The sequence below is a fragment of the Bradyrhizobium sp. MOS003 genome, assembly GCF_003020125.1.
Taxonomy (GTDB): domain Bacteria; phylum Pseudomonadota; class Alphaproteobacteria; order Rhizobiales; family Xanthobacteraceae; genus Bradyrhizobium.
On the sequence record NZ_PYFW01000004.1, the window covers coordinates 391,081 to 409,154 of the forward strand.

25 protein-coding genes, 1 tRNA gene and 1 pseudogene are annotated in these 18,074 nt (G+C 62.1%); 9 read left to right on the forward strand and 18 right to left on the reverse strand.

Features of this window, described 5'->3' with window-relative positions; all coding sequences use genetic code 11:
• Nucleotides 1-15: 15 nt before the first annotated feature.
• The gene (locus C7G42_RS20625; protein WP_106951072.1) at nucleotides 16-1,143 is read right to left on the reverse strand and encodes an isovaleryl-CoA dehydrogenase; all 1,128 of its coding nucleotides are present in this window, start codon (nucleotides 1,141-1,143) and stop codon (nucleotides 16-18) included.
• Nucleotides 1,144-1,287: 144 nt separating this feature from the next.
• Between C7G42_RS20625 and C7G42_RS20630 the strand changes: the two genes are divergently transcribed.
• Complete coding sequence (locus C7G42_RS20630) at nucleotides 1,288-2,316, forward strand: AraC family transcriptional regulator (protein ID WP_106950785.1); 1,029 nt, start codon at nucleotides 1,288-1,290, stop codon at nucleotides 2,314-2,316.
• Nucleotides 2,317-2,412: 96 nt separating this feature from the next.
• Here C7G42_RS20630 and C7G42_RS20635 read toward each other — a convergent pair whose 3' ends face one another.
• From C7G42_RS20635 to C7G42_RS20650, 4 genes and pseudogenes are all read right to left on the reverse strand, one after another.
• Nucleotides 2,413-2,712, reverse strand: a complete 300-nt coding sequence (locus C7G42_RS20635) for a DUF3551 domain-containing protein (protein WP_106950786.1) — start codon at nucleotides 2,710-2,712, stop codon at nucleotides 2,413-2,415.
• 235 nt (nucleotides 2,713-2,947) lie between these two features.
• Nucleotides 2,948-3,436: an Lrp/AsnC family transcriptional regulator gene (locus tag C7G42_RS20640; RefSeq protein WP_106950787.1), complete on the reverse strand. Its 489-nt coding sequence runs from the start codon at nucleotides 3,434-3,436 to the stop codon at nucleotides 2,948-2,950.
• 157 nt (nucleotides 3,437-3,593) lie between these two features.
• Nucleotides 3,594-5,479 (reverse strand): annotated as a pseudogene (locus tag C7G42_RS20645) (caspase family protein).
• A 130-nt stretch (nucleotides 5,480-5,609) separates the two neighbouring features.
• The gene (locus C7G42_RS20650; RefSeq protein WP_014495449.1) at nucleotides 5,610-5,915 is read right to left on the reverse strand and encodes an ETC complex I subunit; all 306 of its coding nucleotides are present in this window, start codon (nucleotides 5,913-5,915) and stop codon (nucleotides 5,610-5,612) included.
• A 254-nt stretch (nucleotides 5,916-6,169) separates the two neighbouring features.
• Here C7G42_RS20650 and C7G42_RS20655 point away from each other — a divergent pair, with 254 nt between their 5' ends.
• Together C7G42_RS20655 and C7G42_RS20660 are read left to right on the forward strand one after the other, a co-directional pair.
• Nucleotides 6,170-7,345 (forward strand): OpgC domain-containing protein, encoded by a 1,176-nt coding sequence (locus tag C7G42_RS20655; protein WP_106950788.1) that lies wholly within the window; start codon nucleotides 6,170-6,172, stop codon nucleotides 7,343-7,345.
• A 167-nt stretch (nucleotides 7,346-7,512) separates the two neighbouring features.
• A complete protein-coding gene (locus tag C7G42_RS20660; protein WP_106950789.1) occupies nucleotides 7,513-7,911 on the forward strand; it encodes a translational machinery protein in 399 nt (132 codons plus the stop codon).
• Nucleotides 7,912-7,997: 86 nt separating this feature from the next.
• Here C7G42_RS20660 and C7G42_RS20665 read toward each other — a convergent pair whose 3' ends face one another.
• From C7G42_RS20665 to C7G42_RS20685, 5 genes are all read right to left on the reverse strand, one after another.
• Nucleotides 7,998-8,192, reverse strand: coding sequence for a hypothetical protein (locus tag C7G42_RS20665; protein ID WP_106950790.1), 195 nt, complete (start codon nucleotides 8,190-8,192; stop codon nucleotides 7,998-8,000).
• Nucleotides 8,193-8,947: 755 nt separating this feature from the next.
• Nucleotides 8,948-9,024, reverse strand: a tRNA-Pro gene (locus C7G42_RS20670).
• A 125-nt stretch (nucleotides 9,025-9,149) separates the two neighbouring features.
• Nucleotides 9,150-9,635, reverse strand: a complete 486-nt coding sequence (locus C7G42_RS20675; RefSeq protein ID WP_106950791.1) for a DUF192 domain-containing protein — start codon at nucleotides 9,633-9,635, stop codon at nucleotides 9,150-9,152.
• Nucleotides 9,636-9,770: 135 nt separating this feature from the next.
• Nucleotides 9,771-10,430 (reverse strand): cold-shock protein, encoded by a 660-nt coding sequence (locus C7G42_RS20680; protein ID WP_199581036.1) that lies wholly within the window; start codon nucleotides 10,428-10,430, stop codon nucleotides 9,771-9,773.
• A 198-nt stretch (nucleotides 10,431-10,628) separates the two neighbouring features.
• Complete coding sequence (locus C7G42_RS20685; RefSeq protein ID WP_199581037.1) at nucleotides 10,629-11,390, reverse strand: SIR2 family NAD-dependent protein deacylase; 762 nt, start codon at nucleotides 11,388-11,390, stop codon at nucleotides 10,629-10,631.
• Nucleotides 11,391-11,627: 237 nt separating this feature from the next.
• Between C7G42_RS20685 and C7G42_RS35370 the strand changes: the two genes are divergently transcribed.
• Complete coding sequence (locus C7G42_RS35370) at nucleotides 11,628-11,792, forward strand: hypothetical protein (protein ID WP_162832225.1); 165 nt, start codon at nucleotides 11,628-11,630, stop codon at nucleotides 11,790-11,792.
• A gap of 68 nt (nucleotides 11,793-11,860) precedes the next feature.
• On the opposite strand, the gene C7G42_RS20690 is transcribed toward C7G42_RS35370, so the two are convergent.
• A complete protein-coding gene (locus C7G42_RS20690; RefSeq protein WP_106950794.1) occupies nucleotides 11,861-12,163 on the reverse strand; it encodes a hypothetical protein in 303 nt (100 codons plus the stop codon).
• A gap of 279 nt (nucleotides 12,164-12,442) precedes the next feature.
• Here C7G42_RS20690 and C7G42_RS20695 point away from each other — a divergent pair, with 279 nt between their 5' ends.
• Together C7G42_RS20695 and C7G42_RS36140 are read left to right on the forward strand one after the other, a co-directional pair.
• Complete coding sequence (locus C7G42_RS20695) at nucleotides 12,443-12,673, forward strand: hypothetical protein (RefSeq protein ID WP_106950795.1); 231 nt, start codon at nucleotides 12,443-12,445, stop codon at nucleotides 12,671-12,673.
• Between the two features lie 86 nt (nucleotides 12,674-12,759).
• Nucleotides 12,760-12,885: a hypothetical protein gene (locus C7G42_RS36140; protein ID WP_283809853.1), complete on the forward strand. Its 126-nt coding sequence runs from the start codon at nucleotides 12,760-12,762 to the stop codon at nucleotides 12,883-12,885.
• 15 nt (nucleotides 12,886-12,900) lie between these two features.
• On the opposite strand, the gene C7G42_RS20700 is transcribed toward C7G42_RS36140, so the two are convergent.
• The 4 genes from C7G42_RS20700 to C7G42_RS20715 all read right to left on the reverse strand — a co-directional run bounded on the left by C7G42_RS20700 (nucleotide 12,901) and on the right by C7G42_RS20715 (nucleotide 15,021).
• The gene (locus C7G42_RS20700; protein WP_106950796.1) at nucleotides 12,901-13,098 is read right to left on the reverse strand and encodes a hypothetical protein; all 198 of its coding nucleotides are present in this window, start codon (nucleotides 13,096-13,098) and stop codon (nucleotides 12,901-12,903) included.
• 320 nt (nucleotides 13,099-13,418) lie between these two features.
• Nucleotides 13,419-13,568: a hypothetical protein gene (locus C7G42_RS35375; protein WP_199581038.1), complete on the reverse strand. Its 150-nt coding sequence runs from the start codon at nucleotides 13,566-13,568 to the stop codon at nucleotides 13,419-13,421.
• Nucleotides 13,569-14,127: 559 nt separating this feature from the next.
• Nucleotides 14,128-14,265: a hypothetical protein gene (locus C7G42_RS35380; RefSeq protein ID WP_199581039.1), complete on the reverse strand. Its 138-nt coding sequence runs from the start codon at nucleotides 14,263-14,265 to the stop codon at nucleotides 14,128-14,130.
• Between the two features lie 459 nt (nucleotides 14,266-14,724).
• Complete coding sequence (locus C7G42_RS20715) at nucleotides 14,725-15,021, reverse strand: HU family DNA-binding protein (protein WP_094896974.1); 297 nt, start codon at nucleotides 15,019-15,021, stop codon at nucleotides 14,725-14,727.
• Between the two features lie 349 nt (nucleotides 15,022-15,370).
• Here C7G42_RS20715 and C7G42_RS20720 point away from each other — a divergent pair, with 349 nt between their 5' ends.
• The 3 genes from C7G42_RS20720 to C7G42_RS35055 all read left to right on the forward strand — a co-directional run bounded on the left by C7G42_RS20720 (nucleotide 15,371) and on the right by C7G42_RS35055 (nucleotide 17,114).
• A complete protein-coding gene (locus tag C7G42_RS20720) occupies nucleotides 15,371-15,862 on the forward strand; it encodes a hypothetical protein (RefSeq protein WP_106950799.1) in 492 nt (163 codons plus the stop codon).
• 112 nt (nucleotides 15,863-15,974) lie between these two features.
• A complete protein-coding gene (locus C7G42_RS20725) occupies nucleotides 15,975-16,277 on the forward strand; it encodes a hypothetical protein (RefSeq protein WP_106950800.1) in 303 nt (100 codons plus the stop codon).
• Between the two features lie 600 nt (nucleotides 16,278-16,877).
• The gene (locus C7G42_RS35055; RefSeq protein ID WP_158537617.1) at nucleotides 16,878-17,114 is read left to right on the forward strand and encodes a hypothetical protein; all 237 of its coding nucleotides are present in this window, start codon (nucleotides 16,878-16,880) and stop codon (nucleotides 17,112-17,114) included.
• Between the two features lie 34 nt (nucleotides 17,115-17,148).
• Here the strand turns inward: C7G42_RS35055 and C7G42_RS20730 are convergent, their stop codons facing one another.
• From C7G42_RS20730 to C7G42_RS20740, 3 genes are all read right to left on the reverse strand, one after another.
• Complete coding sequence (locus C7G42_RS20730) at nucleotides 17,149-17,361, reverse strand: DUF2934 domain-containing protein (RefSeq protein ID WP_158537619.1); 213 nt, start codon at nucleotides 17,359-17,361, stop codon at nucleotides 17,149-17,151.
• A 195-nt stretch (nucleotides 17,362-17,556) separates the two neighbouring features.
• Nucleotides 17,557-17,781 carry a hypothetical protein gene (locus C7G42_RS20735; RefSeq protein WP_502694219.1) on the reverse strand — a complete coding sequence of 75 codons (225 nt, stop codon included), beginning with the start codon at nucleotides 17,779-17,781 and terminating at the stop codon, nucleotides 17,557-17,559.
• Complete coding sequence (locus C7G42_RS20740) at nucleotides 17,778-18,011, reverse strand: hypothetical protein (RefSeq protein WP_106950803.1); 234 nt, start codon at nucleotides 18,009-18,011, stop codon at nucleotides 17,778-17,780. Before C7G42_RS20740 ends, C7G42_RS20735 begins: the two co-directional genes overlap by 4 nt.
• Nucleotides 18,012-18,074: the final 63 nt, after the last annotated feature.

Sequence of the window (18,074 nt, forward strand, 5' to 3'; positions counted from 1 at the left end):
AATTGGGTGAAGGTTTTAAGCCGTCTCGGACATCAGTTCGCGGCCGATCAGCATGCGGCGAACTTCGGACGTCCCCGCGCCGATCTCGTACAATTTTGCGTCGCGCCACAGGCGCCCCACAGGAAATTCGCTGGTGTAGCCGACGCCGCCAAGCGCCTGGATCGCCTCGCCCGCCATCCACGTTGCCTTTTCCGCGGAATAGAGGATCGCAGCCGCCGCGTCCTTGCGCAAGCTGCGGGCGTGGTCGGCGCGGTCGCAGGCGCGGCCCACCGCATAGACGTAAGCGCGCGTGGCCTGCCAGGTCGCGTACATGTCGGCGAGCTTGCCCTGCATCAGTTGGAAGTCGCCGATCGGCTGGCCGAACTGCTTGCGCTCGTGCATATAAGGCACGACCGCGTCCATGCAGGCCGCCATGATGCCGAGCGGGCCGCCCGACAGTACCGTGCGCTCATAGTCGAGGCCGGACATCAGCACCTTGACGCCCTCGCCCACCTTGCCGAGCACGTTCTCCTCCGGCACCTCGCATTCGTCGAAGAACAAGGGATAGGTGTTGGAGCCGCGCATGCCGAGCTTGTCGAGATGCTGGCCGTGGGTAAACCCCTTGAAACCCTTCTCGATCAGGAAAGCGGTCATGCCGCGCGGGCCGGCCTCGGGATCGGTCTTGGCGTAGACGACGAGCACGTCGGCGTCGCCGCCATTGGTGATCCACATCTTGGAGCCGTTGAGCACATAGCGATCGCCGCGCTTGTCGGCGCGCAGCTTCATCGAGACGACGTCGGAGCCGGCGCCCGGCTCGGACATCGCAAGCGCGCCCACATAGTCGCCGGAGATCAGCTTCGGCAGATAGCGCTGGCGCTGCGCGTCGTTGCCGTTGCGTCGGATCTGGTTGACGCAGAGGTTGGAGTGGGCGCCGTAGGACAGGCCGACGGCCGCAGAGCCGCGCGAGACCTCCTCCATGGCGACGATGTGGGCGAGATAGCCCATGTTCGAGCCGCCATATTGCTCCGGCGCGGTCATGCCGTGCAGGCCGAGGTCGCCAAGGCGCTTCCAGAGGTCGGCCGGAAACAGATTGGCCTTCTCGATCTCAGCGGCGCGCGGCGTAATCTCCGCCTCCACGAAGGCGCGCACGGTGTCGCGCAGCATGCTGATGTCTTCGCCCAGATCGAAATCGATGCTCGGGATGTTCAAGGCGATTCCTCCGTCTTTTATCGCCCGAACCTACCTCCGTCCGGGCGCCTTGGCGGTCGAAAAGGTTGCATTTTCCGCCAACTTTGGCGAGGATTTTTCATGACCTTCCAAGCCGCGACCGCGACGCCCCGCCGCGCCATGACCCCCGCCGCCTTCGTTCGCGGCGTGGTCGCGGCCTATGCTCGCTATGGGCGGGATCCGGCTGAAGCCCTGGGCAAGGGACAGGTCACCGAAGACCTCGTTCAATCCGCGGATGCGCGGGTCACGGCGGCCCAGTTCGAGGCGCTGGCTGGCCATGCGATGCGCGAACTCGACGACGAGGCGCTCGGCTGGTTCTCGCGCCGGCTGCCCTGGGGAACCTACGGCATGCTGTGCCGCGCCTCGATCACGGCCCCGACGCTCGAAGTCGCGCTCAAACGCTGGTGCCGACATCACCGCCTGCTCACCGAGGACGTGTTGTTCGAACTCGCGATCAGCGATGAAACCGCGACCATCTCCATTCGCGAGCAGCGCGACCTCGGCCCTCTGCGCGAATTCTGCCTGGTCACCCTGCTCCGCTATGTGCTCGGCTTCTCCTGCTGGGCGGTCGATTCCGCGATCGCGCTGCGCGCGGCGGCGTTTCCCTATGCCGAGCCCGGCCATGTCTCGGTCTATCCCACCATCTTCTGCAGGACTCTGAGCTTCAACGCGGATGGTGCCCGCATAGTCTTCGACAGGCACTATCTGTCGCTGCCGATCACCCGTAGCGCCGCCGATCTCGACAACATGCTCAAGGGCGCGTTGCGGCTGACCGTTCTGCCCTATCGCCGCGACCGGCTACTGGTCGAACGTGTCCGCCGCGTGCTGCGCACTGCGCGCGGCCGCGGTCTAGGCGCCGAGGATGTCGCAAGCGAACTGGCGCTCTCCACCCGTACCATGCATCGGCGCCTGCGCGAGGAAGCCACCTCGCTGCGCAACCTCAAGGAAGAGGCAAAATTCGAACTGGCAAAACAGGAACTGATGCGCGGCCGCACGCCGATCAAACGCATCGCGGAGATCTCCGGCTTTCGCAACGAGAAGAGCTTCTCCCGCGCCTTCCGCACCTGGACAGGCGCGAGCCCGCGCGAGTTTCGCGGCAGGTATCGCTGAAGCGCCTCCGAGCCATCGCCTTGCCGCCATGAACCAACGGCCTCCGGGATCAATCCCGAAGGCCGCAACATCGCGAAACCGGTGTCGGTTTCGACGTCAGTTCGAGTTGGTCTGACCACCGGAGCGAAGTCTGGCGCGTGGTTTCGCGTGCTTCGGCTGATAGGCGAGCGCATCGTTCGAGGTCTTCGTGCCGCCGCTCTGCGAGCAGGTGCCGCCGATACCGCCGGCCGCCTGCTGACAGGCTTCCATCGTCGGAAAGCCGCAACCGTGCGCGGCCTGGGCGCCGTTGGTGATGCAGTAGTCGTCGGCCCTGGCAGCCGGCGCGGTCATCACGAGAAACGCAGAGGCGAACAGCGTCGCGGCGGAGGCGACGAACGTCTTGGAGCTCGAGGTCATGTTGTCTTTTCCTGCTTGAGGGCCCCACAAAAGAATCCCCGGCATGCGACACATGCTGAGGTTCACACCTCGCATCTAGGCGGCGCACGGGCTCCGACAATCACGGATCAGCGCATTGCAGGACTTCCCAAATCACATGTCACAGTTAGGTGAATTACTAAGTTATAAATTCGTAATAATCGAAACTGTATTCCCTTAGCGGTCAGCGTTCCGAGTCGGAATTATTGTGCGCAGCCTAGGTTGCCGGCGCCGTCAGTTCCTGCAGCGGCAGCGGCACATCCTTCGCAACACCCAGCACCGGGAAGCTGCGAACGTTCTTTACGTCAGGCATCGCGGCGAAATGCAGCAGTTGCTGGCGCATGCTCTCGACGCTCGGCGCGACGCATTTGAGGAGATAGTCGGTGTCGCCGGAAATCCGCCAGCACTGCTGGATGCGCGGGATCGCGGCGATCGAGCTCTCGAACGCCTCGAGCACCGGCTGCGCCTGGCTGCCGAGCTGGATCGAGACGAACGACACCACTTCGTAACCAAGACGCCGCTCGTCGATAACGGCCCGCACCGCCCGGATCACGCCGCGGCTGAACAGCGATTTCAACCGCCGCAGGCAGTTCGGCGCGGACACGCCGACGCGCAGCGCCAGTTCGTTGTTGCGGATGCGCCCGTCCTGCTGCAGCTCGGAGAGAATCTTCAGATCGACGCCGTCGAGCTGGTCACGCCCGGCCATACCCTGCCTCGTCATATCCCGTCAGGTAGGCCAGCGAAGCACGGACCACAATCACTGCCAAGGGCTCTGGCAGCCGTATCGCAACATCATCGGGCGGACGCCAAGTCTCCAACCCTGGCGCGCTCCGACTTCTCATCGGCATGCATGTGATGTTTCTCTACCTGCAGATCTCGACCAAACCACCCATACCATTTGCCGCGTATGTCGAGCCGACGCTTCCCGAACCGGCCGCGGCACTAGCGCGTTCCAGCCTGCAGCCTTTCTGGACCGGGCGACAGCCGGTTTGACCGCAGATTATCTGACCCGAGGCTTGCGGCTTTGACGGCATTTGCTCAATCTGCTTGCGCTCGGCATCACGCGGCTTTTGGTCGTCGCGCGTGGCAACGGGCTTTTTCTCCTGCAGCTTCTCGCATTCATTGTCATCATTGACGCGGTAGCCGGAGCGACAGGTGATCTTTGCGCATGTGTCTCCGCTGGCCTTGTAGCCGCGGTCGCAAATCAGGGGGCAGACGCGACCTTGCTTCGACTTGATAGCATCAAGCGCGTCTAAGCTCGCGAGCTTCGGCTCGAACGTCGTACCGGCATGTTTGTTGAACAGTGTCAGCGAGCGCTGCGACTGCGCGTTCCACTCGCCGTCGCTGGCGCCTGTCAGACACCCGACACGGCGCAGCTCCAATTGAACCAGCTTCGCCGTCTCCGGTGGCGAGAGGCTCGGTTGCGTTGACGCCGGAGCGATAGCAGCAATTTTCTGCTCACCCTCCTCCTTCGCCTTGGTCTCGGCAGCTTTCCTCTCCGCAGCCTGCTTCGCCGCCAACTCCGCAGCTGCCTTCTCATTGGCGATCCGGTCTGCGACAATCTTTTCTGCCGCCTGCTTTTCAGCAAGTGCCTTCGCTGCGGCAGCCTCAGCCTCCTTTCGCCGCTGCTCTGCAGCTGCTGCGCGGGCCTCTTCAATCTGCTTCGCCTTTTCGGCGGCAAGACGGGCGTCCTCGGCCGACTTGGCCGCGGCAGCGGCCTTATCTCGCTCGGCCTTCTTGGCGCGGTCGGCCGCGAGGCGGGCCTTTTCGTCCTCGGCTTCGCGGGCCTTTTCCGCGGCCACAGCCCGCGCCTCTTCGGCTGCGACCCGGCTCAATTGCCCCTTGGCGAGACTGGCGTAGAAGCCCTCGGGATATTGTGCGAGGAATGCGGTCCAGACCTCTCGAGAACCGAGTTGGAGCGCGAGTTCGTAATCCCGACGGACGGCATCCTGCGGATTGGCCTGCGGTCCTGTCACGGCTGGCTTTGCCGGGACCAGCGCGACATCCTCGCCGCCAAGGGAGCCGTAGACGTAGGGCTCTTGTCTGTAGCTCGTGATCTTCAAGACATCGTCTCGGACGAAGCCAAACGCCTTACGCAGGTCGAGACCGGGTGTCGGCAGACGTTCGACGAGTGCGGTCGCGAAGGGGCTGTTTTTGGAATCGCCGTCAGAAGCCGTTGATCCCGCCTTCGCGGCGAAAGCGATCATGGTATTCGCGCTCGTCGGCTCGACCTTGGCAAGACCGCGCCCAATAGCGCGGGAGGCGACGGTGCGCCTCATGTTTTTGGCAAAGGGATTGTCGCGGCAGGCGTCCAGAATAACGAGCCGAAGCTGCTTCGCGGGCTCAACGGCGAACAGTGCACGGTAAGCCCCACGGTCTCGTCGAGAACATCGCTATCGGTTTCGAGGGCCGCATCTGTCGGGATCAGGTAATTGGCCCCGTCAAGCTCGATGCCGTGACCCGCATAATAGATAACGGCCACCTCGGCATCGCGTGCACGCCCGCCAAACTCGCGTAAAGCCCTGCGCATCTCGGCGGCATTGAGATCGGTCTTGATGTCGACCGAGTCGAATCCGGCTTTCCTGAACATGCCGCCAACCAAGGCAGCATCGTTCGCCGGATTGGCGAGCCTGGGTACGCTCTTGTAAGCGGAATTGCCAAGCACCAGCGCAACACGGCGCTCGGCATGAGCCGAGCCGCAGGCGAGGCTGATCAAGACAAACAATGAAAGCCAGCGAAACGCGCCCATCCGTGCCCCACCTGTGCGCAGCTTACGATGAGCCTACGAATACGCAAACATCGGCTCCGTGACGTCGATCACACAGCACTGCGCGCTTCACGCTTTGCCGAGGCTAGGATGACGGCCGGCCGGGCCGCCCTCAATGCGTCCAGGGCTCGCCGCGGCGGAACGAGAAATTGTCGGCATAGGCGACCGGGCGGCGGATCGAATCCTGCGGCTCGATCACCTGGTAGGCGATGCCCTTGCGCTCGCAATAGGCGACCGCCTCTTCTTTGGAATGGAAGCGCAGCGTGATCTGCTGCTTCATGTCACCGGACGAGGTCCAGCCCATCAACGGCTCGACCGAACGCGGCTGCTCCGGCTCGTAGTCGAGTTGCCATTCCTTCGTCTTGGACCGGCCGGATTGCATCGCGTTCTTGGCGGGCTTGAAAATGCGTGCGGTCATGGGCGATCCGGGCCTCTTTCGTCTTTTCGTTCGATTTCGATGCGTCACGGTGGCAGTTGGTGGAAACCGCGGGCATAGTATAGAGACACCGGTCGGGAACTGATCGGTGATTCCGGCCCTGGCACCCTCCCCGACGGTATAGTCATTATGCTGCACCGTGACAATTGCGTACCCGCCTTCCGCGCCGGGGTCCCGCCCGGCGGCACCACCTCGCCGACCTCGGCGTATCCGTCCGCTTCGAGAGCTTCCGTCGCATGGCCTTCCTGAATATCAACGCCACGCTTCCTGAAAAAGGGCGTGACCTCCGGCTCGACCTGTTTCGCGGCGTCGCGAACTGGGCGATCTTCCTCGACCACATTCCCGACAACGTCGTGAACTGGGTGACGACGCGCAATTACGGCTTTTCCGACGCCGCCGACCTGTTCGTGTTCATCTCCGGCTATACCGCCTCGTTCGTCTATGCCCGGATGATGCTGGACCGCGGCTTCCTGGTCGGCGCCACCAGGTTGACCAAGCGGGTCTGGCAGCTCTACGTCGCCCACATCATCCTGTTCGTGATCTACATCGCCTCGATCAGCTATCTGGCGCTGCGCTTCGGCGATAGCGAGATGATCAACGAGTTCAACGTCGCCGGCCTCGTCGACAACGCGACCGAGACGCTGCGCCAAGGCCTGTTCCTTCGCTTCAAGCCGCTCAATCTCGATGTGCTGCCGCTCTACATCGTGCTGATGGGCCTGTTTCCGCCGGTGCTGTGGTTCATGCTGCGCAAGCCCGATCTGACGATGGGGCTTTCGATCGTGCTGTGGCTGGCGGCGCGCCATTTCGGCTGGAATTTGACCGCCTATCCGGCCGGCCAGTGGTACTTCAACCCGTATTGCTGGCAGGTGCTGTTCGTGTTCGGCGCCTGGTGCGCGATGGGCGGCGCGCGGCGCTCGATGGGTTTGATCAATGCGCCGGTCACGCTATGGCTGTGCCTCGGTTACATGCTGTTCGCGCTGGTGATGACCATGGCTGGCCGCTTCCCGGCCTTGGGCGGCATGTTCCCGGAGTGGCTGTTCTCGGCCTTCAATCCCAACGACAAGACCAACCTCGCGCCCTACCGCTTCCTGCATTTCGTCGTGATCGTGATCCTGGTGATCCGCTTCGTGCCCAAGGAATGGCCGGGGCTTGAATGGAAGGTGTTCGATCCCCTGATCGTCTGCGGCCAGCAATCGCTCGCCGTATTCTGCGTCGGCGTGTTCCTGTCCTTCGTCGGCCATTTCGAGCTGTCGATGAGCTCCGGCTCGCTGCTCGCGCAGATCTTCGTCAGCGTCGCCGGCATCGCGATCATGACGACGGTGGCCTATTACATTTCGTGGTCGAAGAAGCAGGACAAGCCGCTCAAGCCACCGCCCCCCAAGCCTGCGGCAGCCGCGGCGAAGGCGGCCTGAGCCGGGACCGCCTGCCGGTTGGAGTTCTCCCTTCAATCGCCATCGGCCGAGATCGATTGACGTGGAACGGTTGACTTGGGTCAACCGGAGGCGGCGGCGGCCGGCCTAGTGTCGTCATGACTCGCGCCGCCGCACCGGCGGCCTCCCCTCGGACAAGGCCAAAGCACATGCCCTCTCATTTTCACGCCGTGGTATGGATCGACCATTCGCAGGCCAGGATCTTCCATCTCGGCCTGAGCGGCTCGGACGAAATCACATTGCATCCGCAGCTGGCAACGCGTCACCTTCATCACAAGGCCAACGCGATCGGCAGCGGTCATGCCGCCCCTGACAAGGCGTTCTACGGCGAGGTGACCAACGCCCTGGCCGATGCCGGTGAGATCCTCATCATCGGTCCGGCCAGCGCGAAGACGGAGCTTGCGAGCCACATTCGCGCGAGCGCACCAGATGTTGCCAAGCGGATTGCCGCGGTGGAAGCCGCCGATCATCCCTCGGACGCCGAGATCATCGCCTATGCGAAACGTCACTTCAAGCTGCCGCTGCCGCGCGTACAGGCGCCCGGATAGGCTGCGGGCGAACGACACGCTAGCTGGGGCCGCACGGCCTCAGCATAGCAGGGCGCGATGATGGCTCATTCCGAGCTCCTCGCGCTTCAGGCGGCTTCTTCGCCGTCGAATTCGGTGAATTTCTTGTAGATCCAGTCGCGGCCGTCATGGCGGCGCCAGACCTTGCCGACCACGAGCTGTCCGTTGATCGAGCGGCGGGGCACGATCACGGTCCAGAGGTGCCAGATCTCGCTCCAGCTCGATTGCGGACCGACGGTCTTGAAATTGCGATCTAAGGACATGACGCAGAACTCACAGGATACGCGCGCTGCGACGAACCGTCACCTTATGTGAGCACGAAGTTCAGGCAGCCCATCGCGAGCCGGAATCGATCTGATAACGATCGCCGAAGCGGCCGCAACAGCCGCTCGTCCTTAACCTAACCGGTCAACCTTACTTCTCCCGGCCTGGAGCCGAGATCGGTTGAAAGCCGCCGCCGAATTACCTAGAATGCGCGCACGATTTGAGAATGACCGTGCCATCTGGGCGCGGAGTTAATTTATTGAACTGACGTCCAATTTTGTAAGTTGAATTTCGAGACGACTCGTCGGGGCGACCACAATGAATTTGCAATGTGAACGTCTGCGCCTGGCGCTGGCATCGACACCTCCTGCGCCAATCGCAAAGACGCCGGCGCAACAGCCGAAAGCCGCCAACGACAATCACGGGATATGGCCCCTGCTACCGTTTCCGCTCGGCTGGTGCGCTTCCAGCTGATCGGCCGGATCCGGAAAAGCGACACCTGAAAAAGCGCAACGCCGCGCAAGCGTAATATCATCGCTTGGCGGCGTCCGTTTAGACATTGGGCGCTGAAATCCCCAACACACATATGTCTATGGCGACAGCCAAAGGTTCGATGCAGCGTCGGCAATTCTGTCCCGGTCGGCAGGACAATGACTTGAGCAATCGCGCAGAATTCGCGGGACCACCGTAAGCGCCGCCTGTCGGATCACGTCGCAGGCCGCAGGGAAAAGTCTCGGAGATTCAACCCCGGGACTGGTCGGGGCAGCTGGATTCGAACCAACGACCTGCAGTACCCAAAACTGCCGCGCTACCAGGCTGCGCTATACCCCGAATGTCCGGCGAGCCCCGTCGATACACGCTTCCCAGGGCGCCAGCAAGACACCAAGGTGCCAGCAAGACTTGCAAGCGCAACAAGCTTCCAGGCGAGCAAGCCCCGGGATGCCCGCCTGCCCGCGCTATTTGCTGCCGAACAGCGGATGACCGACGCGGTCGCCGGGCCGGATGCCGTATTTCTGCGCCGTTCCCGCCACCACCTCCAGCACGGCCCGGGCGGGCCCCCGAGACGAGATGATCTTGGTCGACAGCGGCTCGGTGTTTTCGGCGATACGCAGGATGCGGCCGTTGGCGCTGATGAAGATCATGTCGAGCGAGACATAGGTGTTCTTCATCCACATTGAGATTTCCTGCTCGGGATTGAAGTCGAACAGCATGCCTTTGCCGTCTGCGAGTTCCTTTCGGTACATCAGGCCGGTCTGCTTCTCCTCCTCGGTCGTCGCCATCTCCACGGAGAACACCTGCACGCCGTTCTTGGTGACGATCTCGAGCGGCTGGAAACTGGCGGCGTGGGAGGGCGCGCCGGCAACCGCACAGCCGGCGATGACGAGGACGGCGGCAAGCCAGCCCTTCAGAGCGGACCAGACAGGCTTGCGATCAGGATTCATGAGGGCACTCGAGGCGTGGGACTGAACCCGTCCTTACGCGGCGGTCGCCGGAAAATCCAGAGCCGCGCCGGCCTGCCGGCGCACCCTTGCTCACGATTGCGGGAATTGAAAGCCGGAGCCCGAGATGCGTCGCGCTTAGTGCGACTGCAATCCCGGCGAACCGGTCTCGGGATGGATCTCGGCCGCCATCATGCCCTTGGAGCCGGGCCCGAAGCGAACCAGGACGTATTGGCCGGGCCTGAGCTCGGTCATGCCGAAGCGGCGCAGCGTCTCCATGTGCACGAAGATGTCGGGCGTGCCCTCGCCGCAGGTCAGGAAGCCGAAGCCGCGCAGCCGGTTGAACCATTTGACCTGTGCCCGTTCCAGCCCGCTGGTCGCGGTGACCGTGACATGGGTGCGCGGCGGCAGCATCTGGGCCGGATGGATCGCGGTCGACTCGTCCATCGAGACCACACGGAACGCCTGGTAACCCTTGGCGCGCTGGATGCACTCGACGACGATGCGGGCGCCCTCATAAGCGGTCTGGAAGCCGTCGCGCCTAAGCACGGTAACGTGCAGGAGCACGTCCGGCCAGCCATTGTCGGGAACGATGAAGCCGTAACCTTTGGAAGCGTCGAACCATTTGATCACGCCGTGCACTTCGACGAGATTGGCGCTGGCCTCCCCCAGCCCGCTGAAGGGACTGAGCGCGCTGTCGCGGCCGGCACCGCCGTGCTCGCCCGGCGTGATCCGCCCGGGCGATATTTGCCCGGGAACCCCGAGCTTCTTGGACTCAAATCCGTCCGACGACCCCATAACCCCGGACCCCACACTGCCATGCAACCCGCCACATCGGCGGCGCTCGAATCACGCGTCTTAAGAGAATGTTCTCAATTGGACGCGACGCGAATCTTTCGACTCAAAAGATAACACTCCCGGTTGCGAGGCATAGACAAAAAAGAGATCGGCCGGAACCTATGAACAGCTTGCACGGCCGCGAATCAAATTGACGCCTCAATTGCCGGTAAAGGGCCCGAGCGCTTCGCCGATGTCGTCGTGGATGACGAGGTCGGCAATGTCGTCCTGTTCGGTCGGCTCGCGGTTGATGATCACCAGACGAGCACCGGCGTTCTTTGCCATCATCGGAAAGCCCGCCGCAGGCCAGACCACGAGTGAGGAACCGATCGCGATGAAGAGATCGCAGGCTTGCGACAGCGCGGTCGCGCGCTGCATCTCATCGTCGGGCATCATCTGGCCGAAGGAGATCGTGGCGGTCTTCACCGGTTCGTCGCAGGCGGTGCAGTTGGGCGCGAAGCCGTCGCCGTCGAAGTGTTGCCTCACCCAGTCGAGCGGATAGGCCTGCCCGCATCCGATGCAGCGCGCGTAAGTGGTGTTGCCGTGGAGTTCAATCACATGCTCGCCGGCGAAGCCGGAGGCCTGGTGCAGATTGTCGATGTTCTGGGTGATGACGGCGGGAACCCTGCCGGCGCGGTACAGCGAGGCCAGCGCACGATGGCCGCGGCCGGGCTTCGCCGCCGCGAAGACCTCCTCCATCGCAAAGCGGCGGCGCCAGGATTCGTGCCGCGCCTCCTGGCTCGCAACGAACTCGTCGAACGGGATCGGACGGTTGCGCGTCCAAATTCCGCCCGGCGAGCGGAAGTCGGGAATGCCGCATTCGGTCGAGATGCCGGCGCCGGTGAACGGCACGATGATCCTCGCCTCGGCGATCATCTCGCCGAGCCGTTCAACGCCGCTCTGAAGATCCGATGCAATCAATCGCAACTCCCGATTCTTTTCCTGACAGCAACGAGCGCAAGCGGCAAGATTGCTGACGCTCTTATCAAGCGCTAACGCGATGCGCTCGGCAATTTTTTCCGACCCTCGCATATCACAATCCTGCAATGCCTCCTCCCCATTGACGCCCCATTCGGGAGCATCAATGGATGTGTCAATGCGACTCAAGATGATGCGGCGGCAGTGCTTGGGTTCAGTAGCAAACTTGAGGGGATGGCTATGACCGAAGACGAAGAACGCAAAGCCCGTGAGCGCGACGAAATCGCCGCCCGTGTCGCCGCCTTCCGTGCCACGCAGGAAAAATTCAAACGAGAGCGCGAAGAGTATTTCGTGTCGACCTTGGAGAACGCTCGCAAGGTCGAGCGGCCCTCGCTCTGGCCGTAAAGCACGGTCCGATCAAAACGCATGAAAAAAGCCCGGAGCGTTGCTCCGGGCTTTTCGTTTGAGAGTGGCTACCAATGGCGCCAATGGCGATGGTGCCGGTAGTACGGTCCGCCGCCGTAGTAGGCGTACGGTCCCGGTGAGTAGTAGCCGGGTCCGCCATAATAGCCGTAGCGGGGGCCATATCCGTACCCGTAGCCGTAGCCGTAGGGCTGCGATGCAGCGACGGCGCCCGCAGTGATGGCGCCGGCCGCAAGGCCGAATGCAAGGCCCGGGCCGATGCCGCGCCCGCGCGCTTCTGCAGGCGCAGGGGCCGCGACCGCGGTGACGCCCACGGATGCGACGGTGGCCAAAACTGCCAATGTTTTTTTCATTCAACTTCTCCTTCGCGTCTGCCGAGATAACGACGAGCGCTTGCGAAGGTTGCGCAGCGGAGCGGAACCGGGCGCGACAAAAACATTCGATGCAGCCGGAACCAAATCGGCGGTCGCGGATTGCCACCTCAAGTGCGGGAGCGTCGGCCGTCCGGTTGATGCGACAGCACCGATACCCCGTCAGCATCTCCGCGATGCGGCGGGGTTTTCAGTTTCAGGGGAGCAGATGGCAGCAGACGAAGATTGCTGCCAGCGGGGCGAACGACCGAGGAGGAGAGTTTGCCGTTATCCGCTTTGCTGGCCCGCATCCGCAAGCTGGTTCCCCGATCCGACGATCGGCACTACGACGAAATCGTTCGCAACTTCGGCGTCGGCACGCTGCACCCGCCGCCGACGCCGATGAGCGATGGCGAGCTGGCGCGGGCAATCGCCGAGTTCCTGAAACAGCAGCCGTCGAGCGAATCCGTCGCGACCCTCGGCCGCCGGCTCGACCCCTCCTCTCCGCTTTGAGTTCTTTGCGTTTTCGGACAGGAGCATGAAACCAGAATTGCGCGCGGCCGTTGATGCCGTCTTCAGGCAAATCAGAAGAGGCCGACATGCCCGTGTGGCTGGAAGTATTGCTCAATTTGTCCGGCTATGCCGGCTTCGTGGCGCTTGCCTCGCACGGCGGAGCGTCAACCTCCGTGCGTGCCGACGAGCACATCTGTGGCGACGGGCGCTAGCTGGCGTGTCGCGCTCTAGTTGGCATGCGCTGGCTGGCCCGCCGTGCGCACCAGCCGGTCGGCCTTGACCGCGACGCGCGTGTCCTCGAGCTGCGGTCGCAGCGAGAAGCTGATCAGCACGAAAGCGAGACAGAACAGCGTTCCGACGATCGCGACACGCCGGTAGGTGTGGCGGTCGCCCTGGTAAAAGGACGGCTCTGAAAAAGGTGTCATGGCAAAATTGCTTCTTGGCAAAGGTCGTTTCTTGCTTGTCCTTGCCAGACACCTACCGCAACGAGCGCCAGGCGCAACGCGATTAGGCTTTTAACCTAACCGAATAGGGTTATCGGTTTCGGCGCAAACTCTCGTTAGGAATTGATGGAAGCCTCCCATCGCTGAGCAGCGATGGGTGTTGTGCGAAGCTCAGACCTGTCGCACTCCGCCGACCGGCTTTGTTCCAGCTTCGACACCATTTCGTTCTCAAAGAACGAATCGGAATCGAAGAAATCGGCGCGGAGCAGGTCTTAACAAAGCGTGCGTGCGCTCCGATCCGATCACGTCGCATCGTGAGACGACGATGCATCGGGAGATTTCGATCCCGGTGGCGGCACCTGCGGCACCGACGGCTTGCCTTTGCGCAAGCGCGGATGCCGATCGTACCAAAACACTTTCGCGATCTCGGCGAGAAACCAGCACGCATTCATGTCGCTCTCCCTCGCCTTACGGCTTACGGAGGAGACGAGGACGAGACTGTGCGAAGCATCACGCTGTCTCGTTATGATACGAGCGACGGCATCGCCGCCGGAAGGCGCAACATGTTCTGCATCCGACTCCATTTCGTTCTCGAAGAACGAATCGGAGTCGGAAAAATCAGCGCGAATCGATTCCTAACGATCGATGAAAGCACGCCGAGCAACCTCTTGAGCGGCGGCACTCGCCGGCACGATCTTCGGCGGCTGGAATTTCGAGACGACCGCGAACACGATGACCATCTCGCGGCAGAGTTCGCATCGAAAGCTATTGACGGAAGTCGCCATCATCGGCTTGGCGAATCGCGGGCATGTCATGCAGGCGAACGCTGCTTGCACATGTTCGTTCCTGAAGCATCAGCGGCGAATGCCTGCGCCGCAACGCCTCCCACCAGGACGAACTTCAAAATGCTCGCCCCGTCCCGGCTGCGACAACCGTCCTACCAAGCGCGAGCGGTCCGATTGAGGCCGCGCTTGCCGTATGCCCGATGTCGTCGGCGTCCGCCGGCGCAGGTCATGCCGCCCGCTTCGCTCTGCTCTTCTCCGAGAAGCATTCCAGGATCTGGATGCGGAGCTCTTCCGCGGCCGGGCCCTCGAGCTTCCGGAGCTCGTTCCAGAGCCTGATCATTTCGCGCTGCTTTTCGACGGTCATGAGTCACCTCCCAAGCGGGTCCCTAAGGCGGCTCACTAGAACAAAATGGGAACAAAAAGTCCAGTCCCTGGTGCGCGATTTCCCGGCATGTCGCGTTGAACCTTTACAAGGCGGCGTTGACCCAGGAAGGCTGGGGATTTCAGCGCCCAGTCATATCGCAGCGCCGCGGTAGACGAACATATTCCGTCATCGCGGCGCTGTTGCTTTTTGGAGTTTCAACTTTAAGTTAGGATCACGGCTGGCGGCCAGGCGCTGAAATCCCAACGCCGTCAGCCAAAAAAACCCCGTGCGAAAGCGCGGGGTTTTTCTTTCGAAGCCGTGTCTGGCTGAAAAGGCGCGGCGGGCTCTTTGTTCGTCCCGATCGTCATGGTGATGTTCGGGATCGCAATCGCCGAGCACGGCCTTGTCTTCAGTCCTCGCGTTGCGGCAGCTCTCGGCCGCAACGATATCGCCGGCGCCTTAGACGGCGTCCTTGGCGACCTTCAGCGGCGAAGCCTTCACCGACTTGCTGGCGGGCTTGGCCGCGAACTGCATCGGCTCCTTGGTGAAGGGATTGACGCCCATGCGGGCTTCGGTCGCCGGCTTGTTCACGACCGACATCTTTGCGAAGCCGGGAATGACAAACTCACCGGACTCGTTGAGCTCCTTGTAGCCGACCGTCGCCATGTACTCGATCACCGACTTCACGTCGTTCTTCGAAAGCTGCGTGCCCTCGGCAATTGCATCGATCAATTGGGTCTTCGTCATCTTCGCCATGTCTGAATTCCTTTGAAGGGGTGCGCGCGAATACTCTGTTGTGACGCGGCCGGACCGCGGAGGCGCGCTTCTGATTCATGCCAGAGGTCATGAAGTGACGGGCTTAGAGCCTATCAAGGCCAAAAACGCAAGCAGGGGTTCTGCGGGGTTCCCGACTTCCTGTGCAAGGTGCCGCAGGGGCACGCAATTTCCTTTGAACCATTTTGCAGCTGGCGCGTCATATCATTGAAGTCCCCAAGCTTCACCCCACCAGAAAGCCCCGCTTCCCCCAGGCGGGGTTTTCGCTTTTGGGGCATGGCAGAAAGCCCCTTCTGTCTATAATGGTCTGAAGGTTTCCCGAGGGGTGTTCATGAAGGTCGCTATCGTCATCGCAGGCTTGATCGTCGTTGCCGTCGCAGCCCTCGTCGCGATCCAGCCCAGCTTCCTGAAGCCTGCCTCCCTCGCCCTGGTGAAAAAGTCCGACATCTTCGGCTTCTCGCCCGGGATGACATTCGACGAGACCAGCAAGCTCGTCAGTCAACGCCGCTATCTCTGCCGCCGGAGCCACGACTCCTATACCTTCGACTGCGATATCAACGGCGCCAAGGTTTCGGTCGACAGCGACGAGACTGACGCCAGGCACCCGATCTGGCGCGTCAAGGCGGAGTTGAACAATCCGGGGGCACAGGACGCTGCCGTCAAATCGATCTCCGACCAGTTCAACGCGGAAGCGATCAAGGAGCGCGAGGGATGGACATGGATCGTCGGCCGCGGATTCAAGCTGAGTTATGACGGTGTCGCCTTGAACCTCGTGGACGAGGCCGCAGAGGCGCGGCTTCGCAAGGAGGAAGCAAAGCGTTAGACGCGAAGTCACCTCGTCGTGAAACCTGTGGCCCGGCACGCCTTGTTGACACTTCAGTAACCCAACGCCGCCAAGCTCCATTCAGTCCTTGTTGCGTTGGAGTACCCCCACAGTGCTGGATTTTGACGAGCTGCGTGAACTCGCGGCTGATGTTCGTGTCTTCGTCGACGTCGCCGAAGACAAGGCCGAAGCGCTCAGAGCCGTCATCACGGCCTACGACGTGGTGCTGGCGATCTTCCCCACCGAAGAAGGCATGGGCCTTCATGTCATCAAGGGCAGCCAGATCCTGGACACGATTGCAAATTCGAGGACGCATGCGGTCTACAGCCATACGGCGATCGCAGTCCCCGACCTGCAACACGCCCAGGCGCTCAAACTGCTGACCGCCCCGGTCGAGCAACGGATTGCGGCCTAAGCTCGATCCCAAGAACCGCGCCACCGTCGTCCTCGTACGAACGCGAAAGCTAGACAATCCGTGACTTGCGGATTGTATTGGCAGGCTCCCAGCAAGTGCGAACTGAGCAAAGTCGTTGCAGTGGCGCGGCCATGCCGGCAGTGCAGCGCGATGGTCTTCGCCGGCGGTCTTCAGTGATCCAGCAGGAGGACGGCGAAGCCGATCACGATACAGCTTAGCCCGAGGATCGCGGTCGTGATCTCGACGAGGTTTTCCACACCGAGCAATCGCACGGCGGCACTCCATGCCGCAGACAAGATGAGTTCCACGAGTGTGCCGAGCAGGCTTTGAAGCATGCCGATTGGTCGCAATGGGATCGGCCAGGTTCACGCATCGTAGTCCCGGAAAATTCGTGCTGGCCTTTTGAACTTTCCGCCGGCTCGAGCGTCTTACAGTTGAAGCGTCCCTAAGCTTCACCCCAACAGAGAACCCCGCTCCCCCCCGGCGGGGTTTTCGTTTTTGCGCGCTGCATCAGCTCACGTGCAAATTCAAGCCCCTCTTTGCCGTTGACCCGTCGATCGCTTCCACGCATTTTTTCGGCGGGCAGGGTTTTGAGGAAAGATGATGCCTAAGACCCTCGTGGAATTCAGAGCGCAGAACCTTCGTTTGCTCGAGCGGCTTTGTGCCGACGATCCCGGCTACATCGAGGCGTGGCTGAAGCAATTCGATGAGCAGAACGGGATCATCTCCGAAGTTCATTCGAAGTCCGGCAAGACGCGCCGTGCGGCCTCGCCCCGGAAGACTGCATCTTCCGGTCGGATCAGATCATCTCGTTCTTCGGTTCACCGGGTCTCTTGAGGTTGGAAAGCGCTTCTTCGACCCGTGAGCGCACCTACGCGGCGCGTCGCTTCTTTCGCGCACCTGCGGGTTTCGCTTTCGATTTGTCCGAGCTTACCTTCGACACCCGCGCCACGGCGCCCAAAGATGCCGAGAGAACTTCGCGCTGGGCGTCGAGCCAATGTCGTTCGGCGTGGCCGTGCTCGGCACCGCTCTCCATCCAGAGTTGGTAGGCACGTTCGCGGATCGCCTGTTCCAAGTCCGACATTATCATCTCCTCCGATTTGAGCGGCATCCTGAGGATGGTCGGTTAACAAGCTCTCAAACGATCGACGTTCCGTTTTCGGAACGCGGATCGCAGTCCGCTTGCGCTGACAGATCGGCACCACGGCGATGCGCGCAACTCGAACACGCGCGTCGCTACGGCGTGCTCGCCAAGGCATAATGCAAGGCGACAGCGCCCTCACGGAATGTCCGCAGCTTTTCTCCTGTCACCGATCGAGACCGGTTTGTTCAGGAAATACTCGCGATTGCCGGTCGCGGCTTCCGCGTATTGGTCGATGGCCACGATGATGGCCTGGACGTGAGCATGGCACCACCCTTCCCGTGTCGCTCTACGGCGAACATCCTCCAGCGCGATCAGAAAGGGCGACAGCTCTCTCTCGTCGTCGAACCATCGCTTGCTCACCACGTCCTCCCGCCGAGCACTCTGCCCTTGGTCGCGCGCGGCTCAGCCGCCTTCAGCGCATCGCGCTGCGCGCAAAGCCCCTCGATCTTTGCTTCCATCCGCGACAGCAGCGCTAGGGCAGACGCGGTTCCGATGCCGGCCCGCTGCAACTGGAGGATCTCCCTCCTCTGCTTGCCCATCTGAATACGCATCCGTTCGATCTCCCGCCTGACATAGTCCAGGTCCGGCATGTTCCGCCTCGCGATTGAATTTGGCTCAAGAGAACAAAAACGGAACGCGGAGTCGAGTCCGAC

Excerpts from the sequence above, each read along its gene's own strand:
- C7G42_RS20715 (WP_094896974.1), bottom strand. The coding sequence starts at position 15,021 with ATGGCGAAGATGACGAAGACCCAATTGATCGATGCAATTGCCGAGGGC.
- C7G42_RS20680 (WP_199581036.1), bottom strand. The coding sequence starts at position 10,430 with ATGGGGTCGTCGGACGGATTTGAGTCCAAGAAGCTCGGGGTTCCCGGG.
- C7G42_RS20730 (WP_158537619.1), bottom strand. The coding sequence starts at position 17,361 with ATGTCGGACTTGGAACAGGCGATCCGCGAACGTGCCTACCAACTCTGG.
- C7G42_RS20625 (WP_106951072.1), bottom strand. The coding sequence starts at position 1,143 with ATGCTGCGCGACACCGTGCGCGCCTTCGTGGAGGCGGAGATTACGCCG.
- C7G42_RS20635 (WP_106950786.1), bottom strand. The coding sequence starts at position 2,712 with ATGACCTCGAGCTCCAAGACGTTCGTCGCCTCCGCCGCGACGCTGTTC.
- C7G42_RS35375 (WP_199581038.1), bottom strand. The coding sequence starts at position 13,568 with ATGAATGCGTGCTGGTTTCTCGCCGAGATCGCGAAAGTGTTTTGGTAC.
- C7G42_RS20665 (WP_106950790.1), bottom strand. The coding sequence starts at position 8,192 with ATGTCCTTAGATCGCAATTTCAAGACCGTCGGTCCGCAATCGAGCTGG.
- C7G42_RS20660 (WP_106950789.1), top strand. The coding sequence starts at position 7,513 with ATGCCCTCTCATTTTCACGCCGTGGTATGGATCGACCATTCGCAGGCC.
- C7G42_RS20740 (WP_106950803.1), bottom strand. The coding sequence starts at position 18,011 with ATGCCGGACCTGGACTATGTCAGGCGGGAGATCGAACGGATGCGTATT.
- C7G42_RS20675 (WP_106950791.1), bottom strand. The coding sequence starts at position 9,635 with ATGAATCCTGATCGCAAGCCTGTCTGGTCCGCTCTGAAGGGCTGGCTT.
- C7G42_RS20630 (WP_106950785.1), top strand. The coding sequence starts at position 1,288 with ATGACCTTCCAAGCCGCGACCGCGACGCCCCGCCGCGCCATGACCCCC.
- C7G42_RS35370 (WP_162832225.1), top strand. The coding sequence starts at position 11,628 with ATGACCGAAGACGAAGAACGCAAAGCCCGTGAGCGCGACGAAATCGCC.
- C7G42_RS20700 (WP_106950796.1), bottom strand. The coding sequence starts at position 13,098 with ATGACACCTTTTTCAGAGCCGTCCTTTTACCAGGGCGACCGCCACACC.
- C7G42_RS20655 (WP_106950788.1), top strand. The coding sequence starts at position 6,170 with ATGGCCTTCCTGAATATCAACGCCACGCTTCCTGAAAAAGGGCGTGAC.
- C7G42_RS20650 (WP_014495449.1), bottom strand. The coding sequence starts at position 5,915 with ATGACCGCACGCATTTTCAAGCCCGCCAAGAACGCGATGCAATCCGGC.
- C7G42_RS20690 (WP_106950794.1), bottom strand. The coding sequence starts at position 12,163 with ATGAAAAAAACATTGGCAGTTTTGGCCACCGTCGCATCCGTGGGCGTC.
- C7G42_RS35380 (WP_199581039.1), bottom strand. The coding sequence starts at position 14,265 with ATGACCGTCGAAAAGCAGCGCGAAATGATCAGGCTCTGGAACGAGCTC.
- C7G42_RS20640 (WP_106950787.1), bottom strand. The coding sequence starts at position 3,436 with ATGGCCGGGCGTGACCAGCTCGACGGCGTCGATCTGAAGATTCTCTCC.
- C7G42_RS36140 (WP_283809853.1), top strand. The coding sequence starts at position 12,760 with ATGCCCGTGTGGCTGGAAGTATTGCTCAATTTGTCCGGCTATGCCGGC.
- C7G42_RS35055 (WP_158537617.1), top strand. The coding sequence starts at position 16,878 with ATGATGCCTAAGACCCTCGTGGAATTCAGAGCGCAGAACCTTCGTTTG.
- C7G42_RS20720 (WP_106950799.1), top strand. The coding sequence starts at position 15,371 with ATGAAGGTCGCTATCGTCATCGCAGGCTTGATCGTCGTTGCCGTCGCA.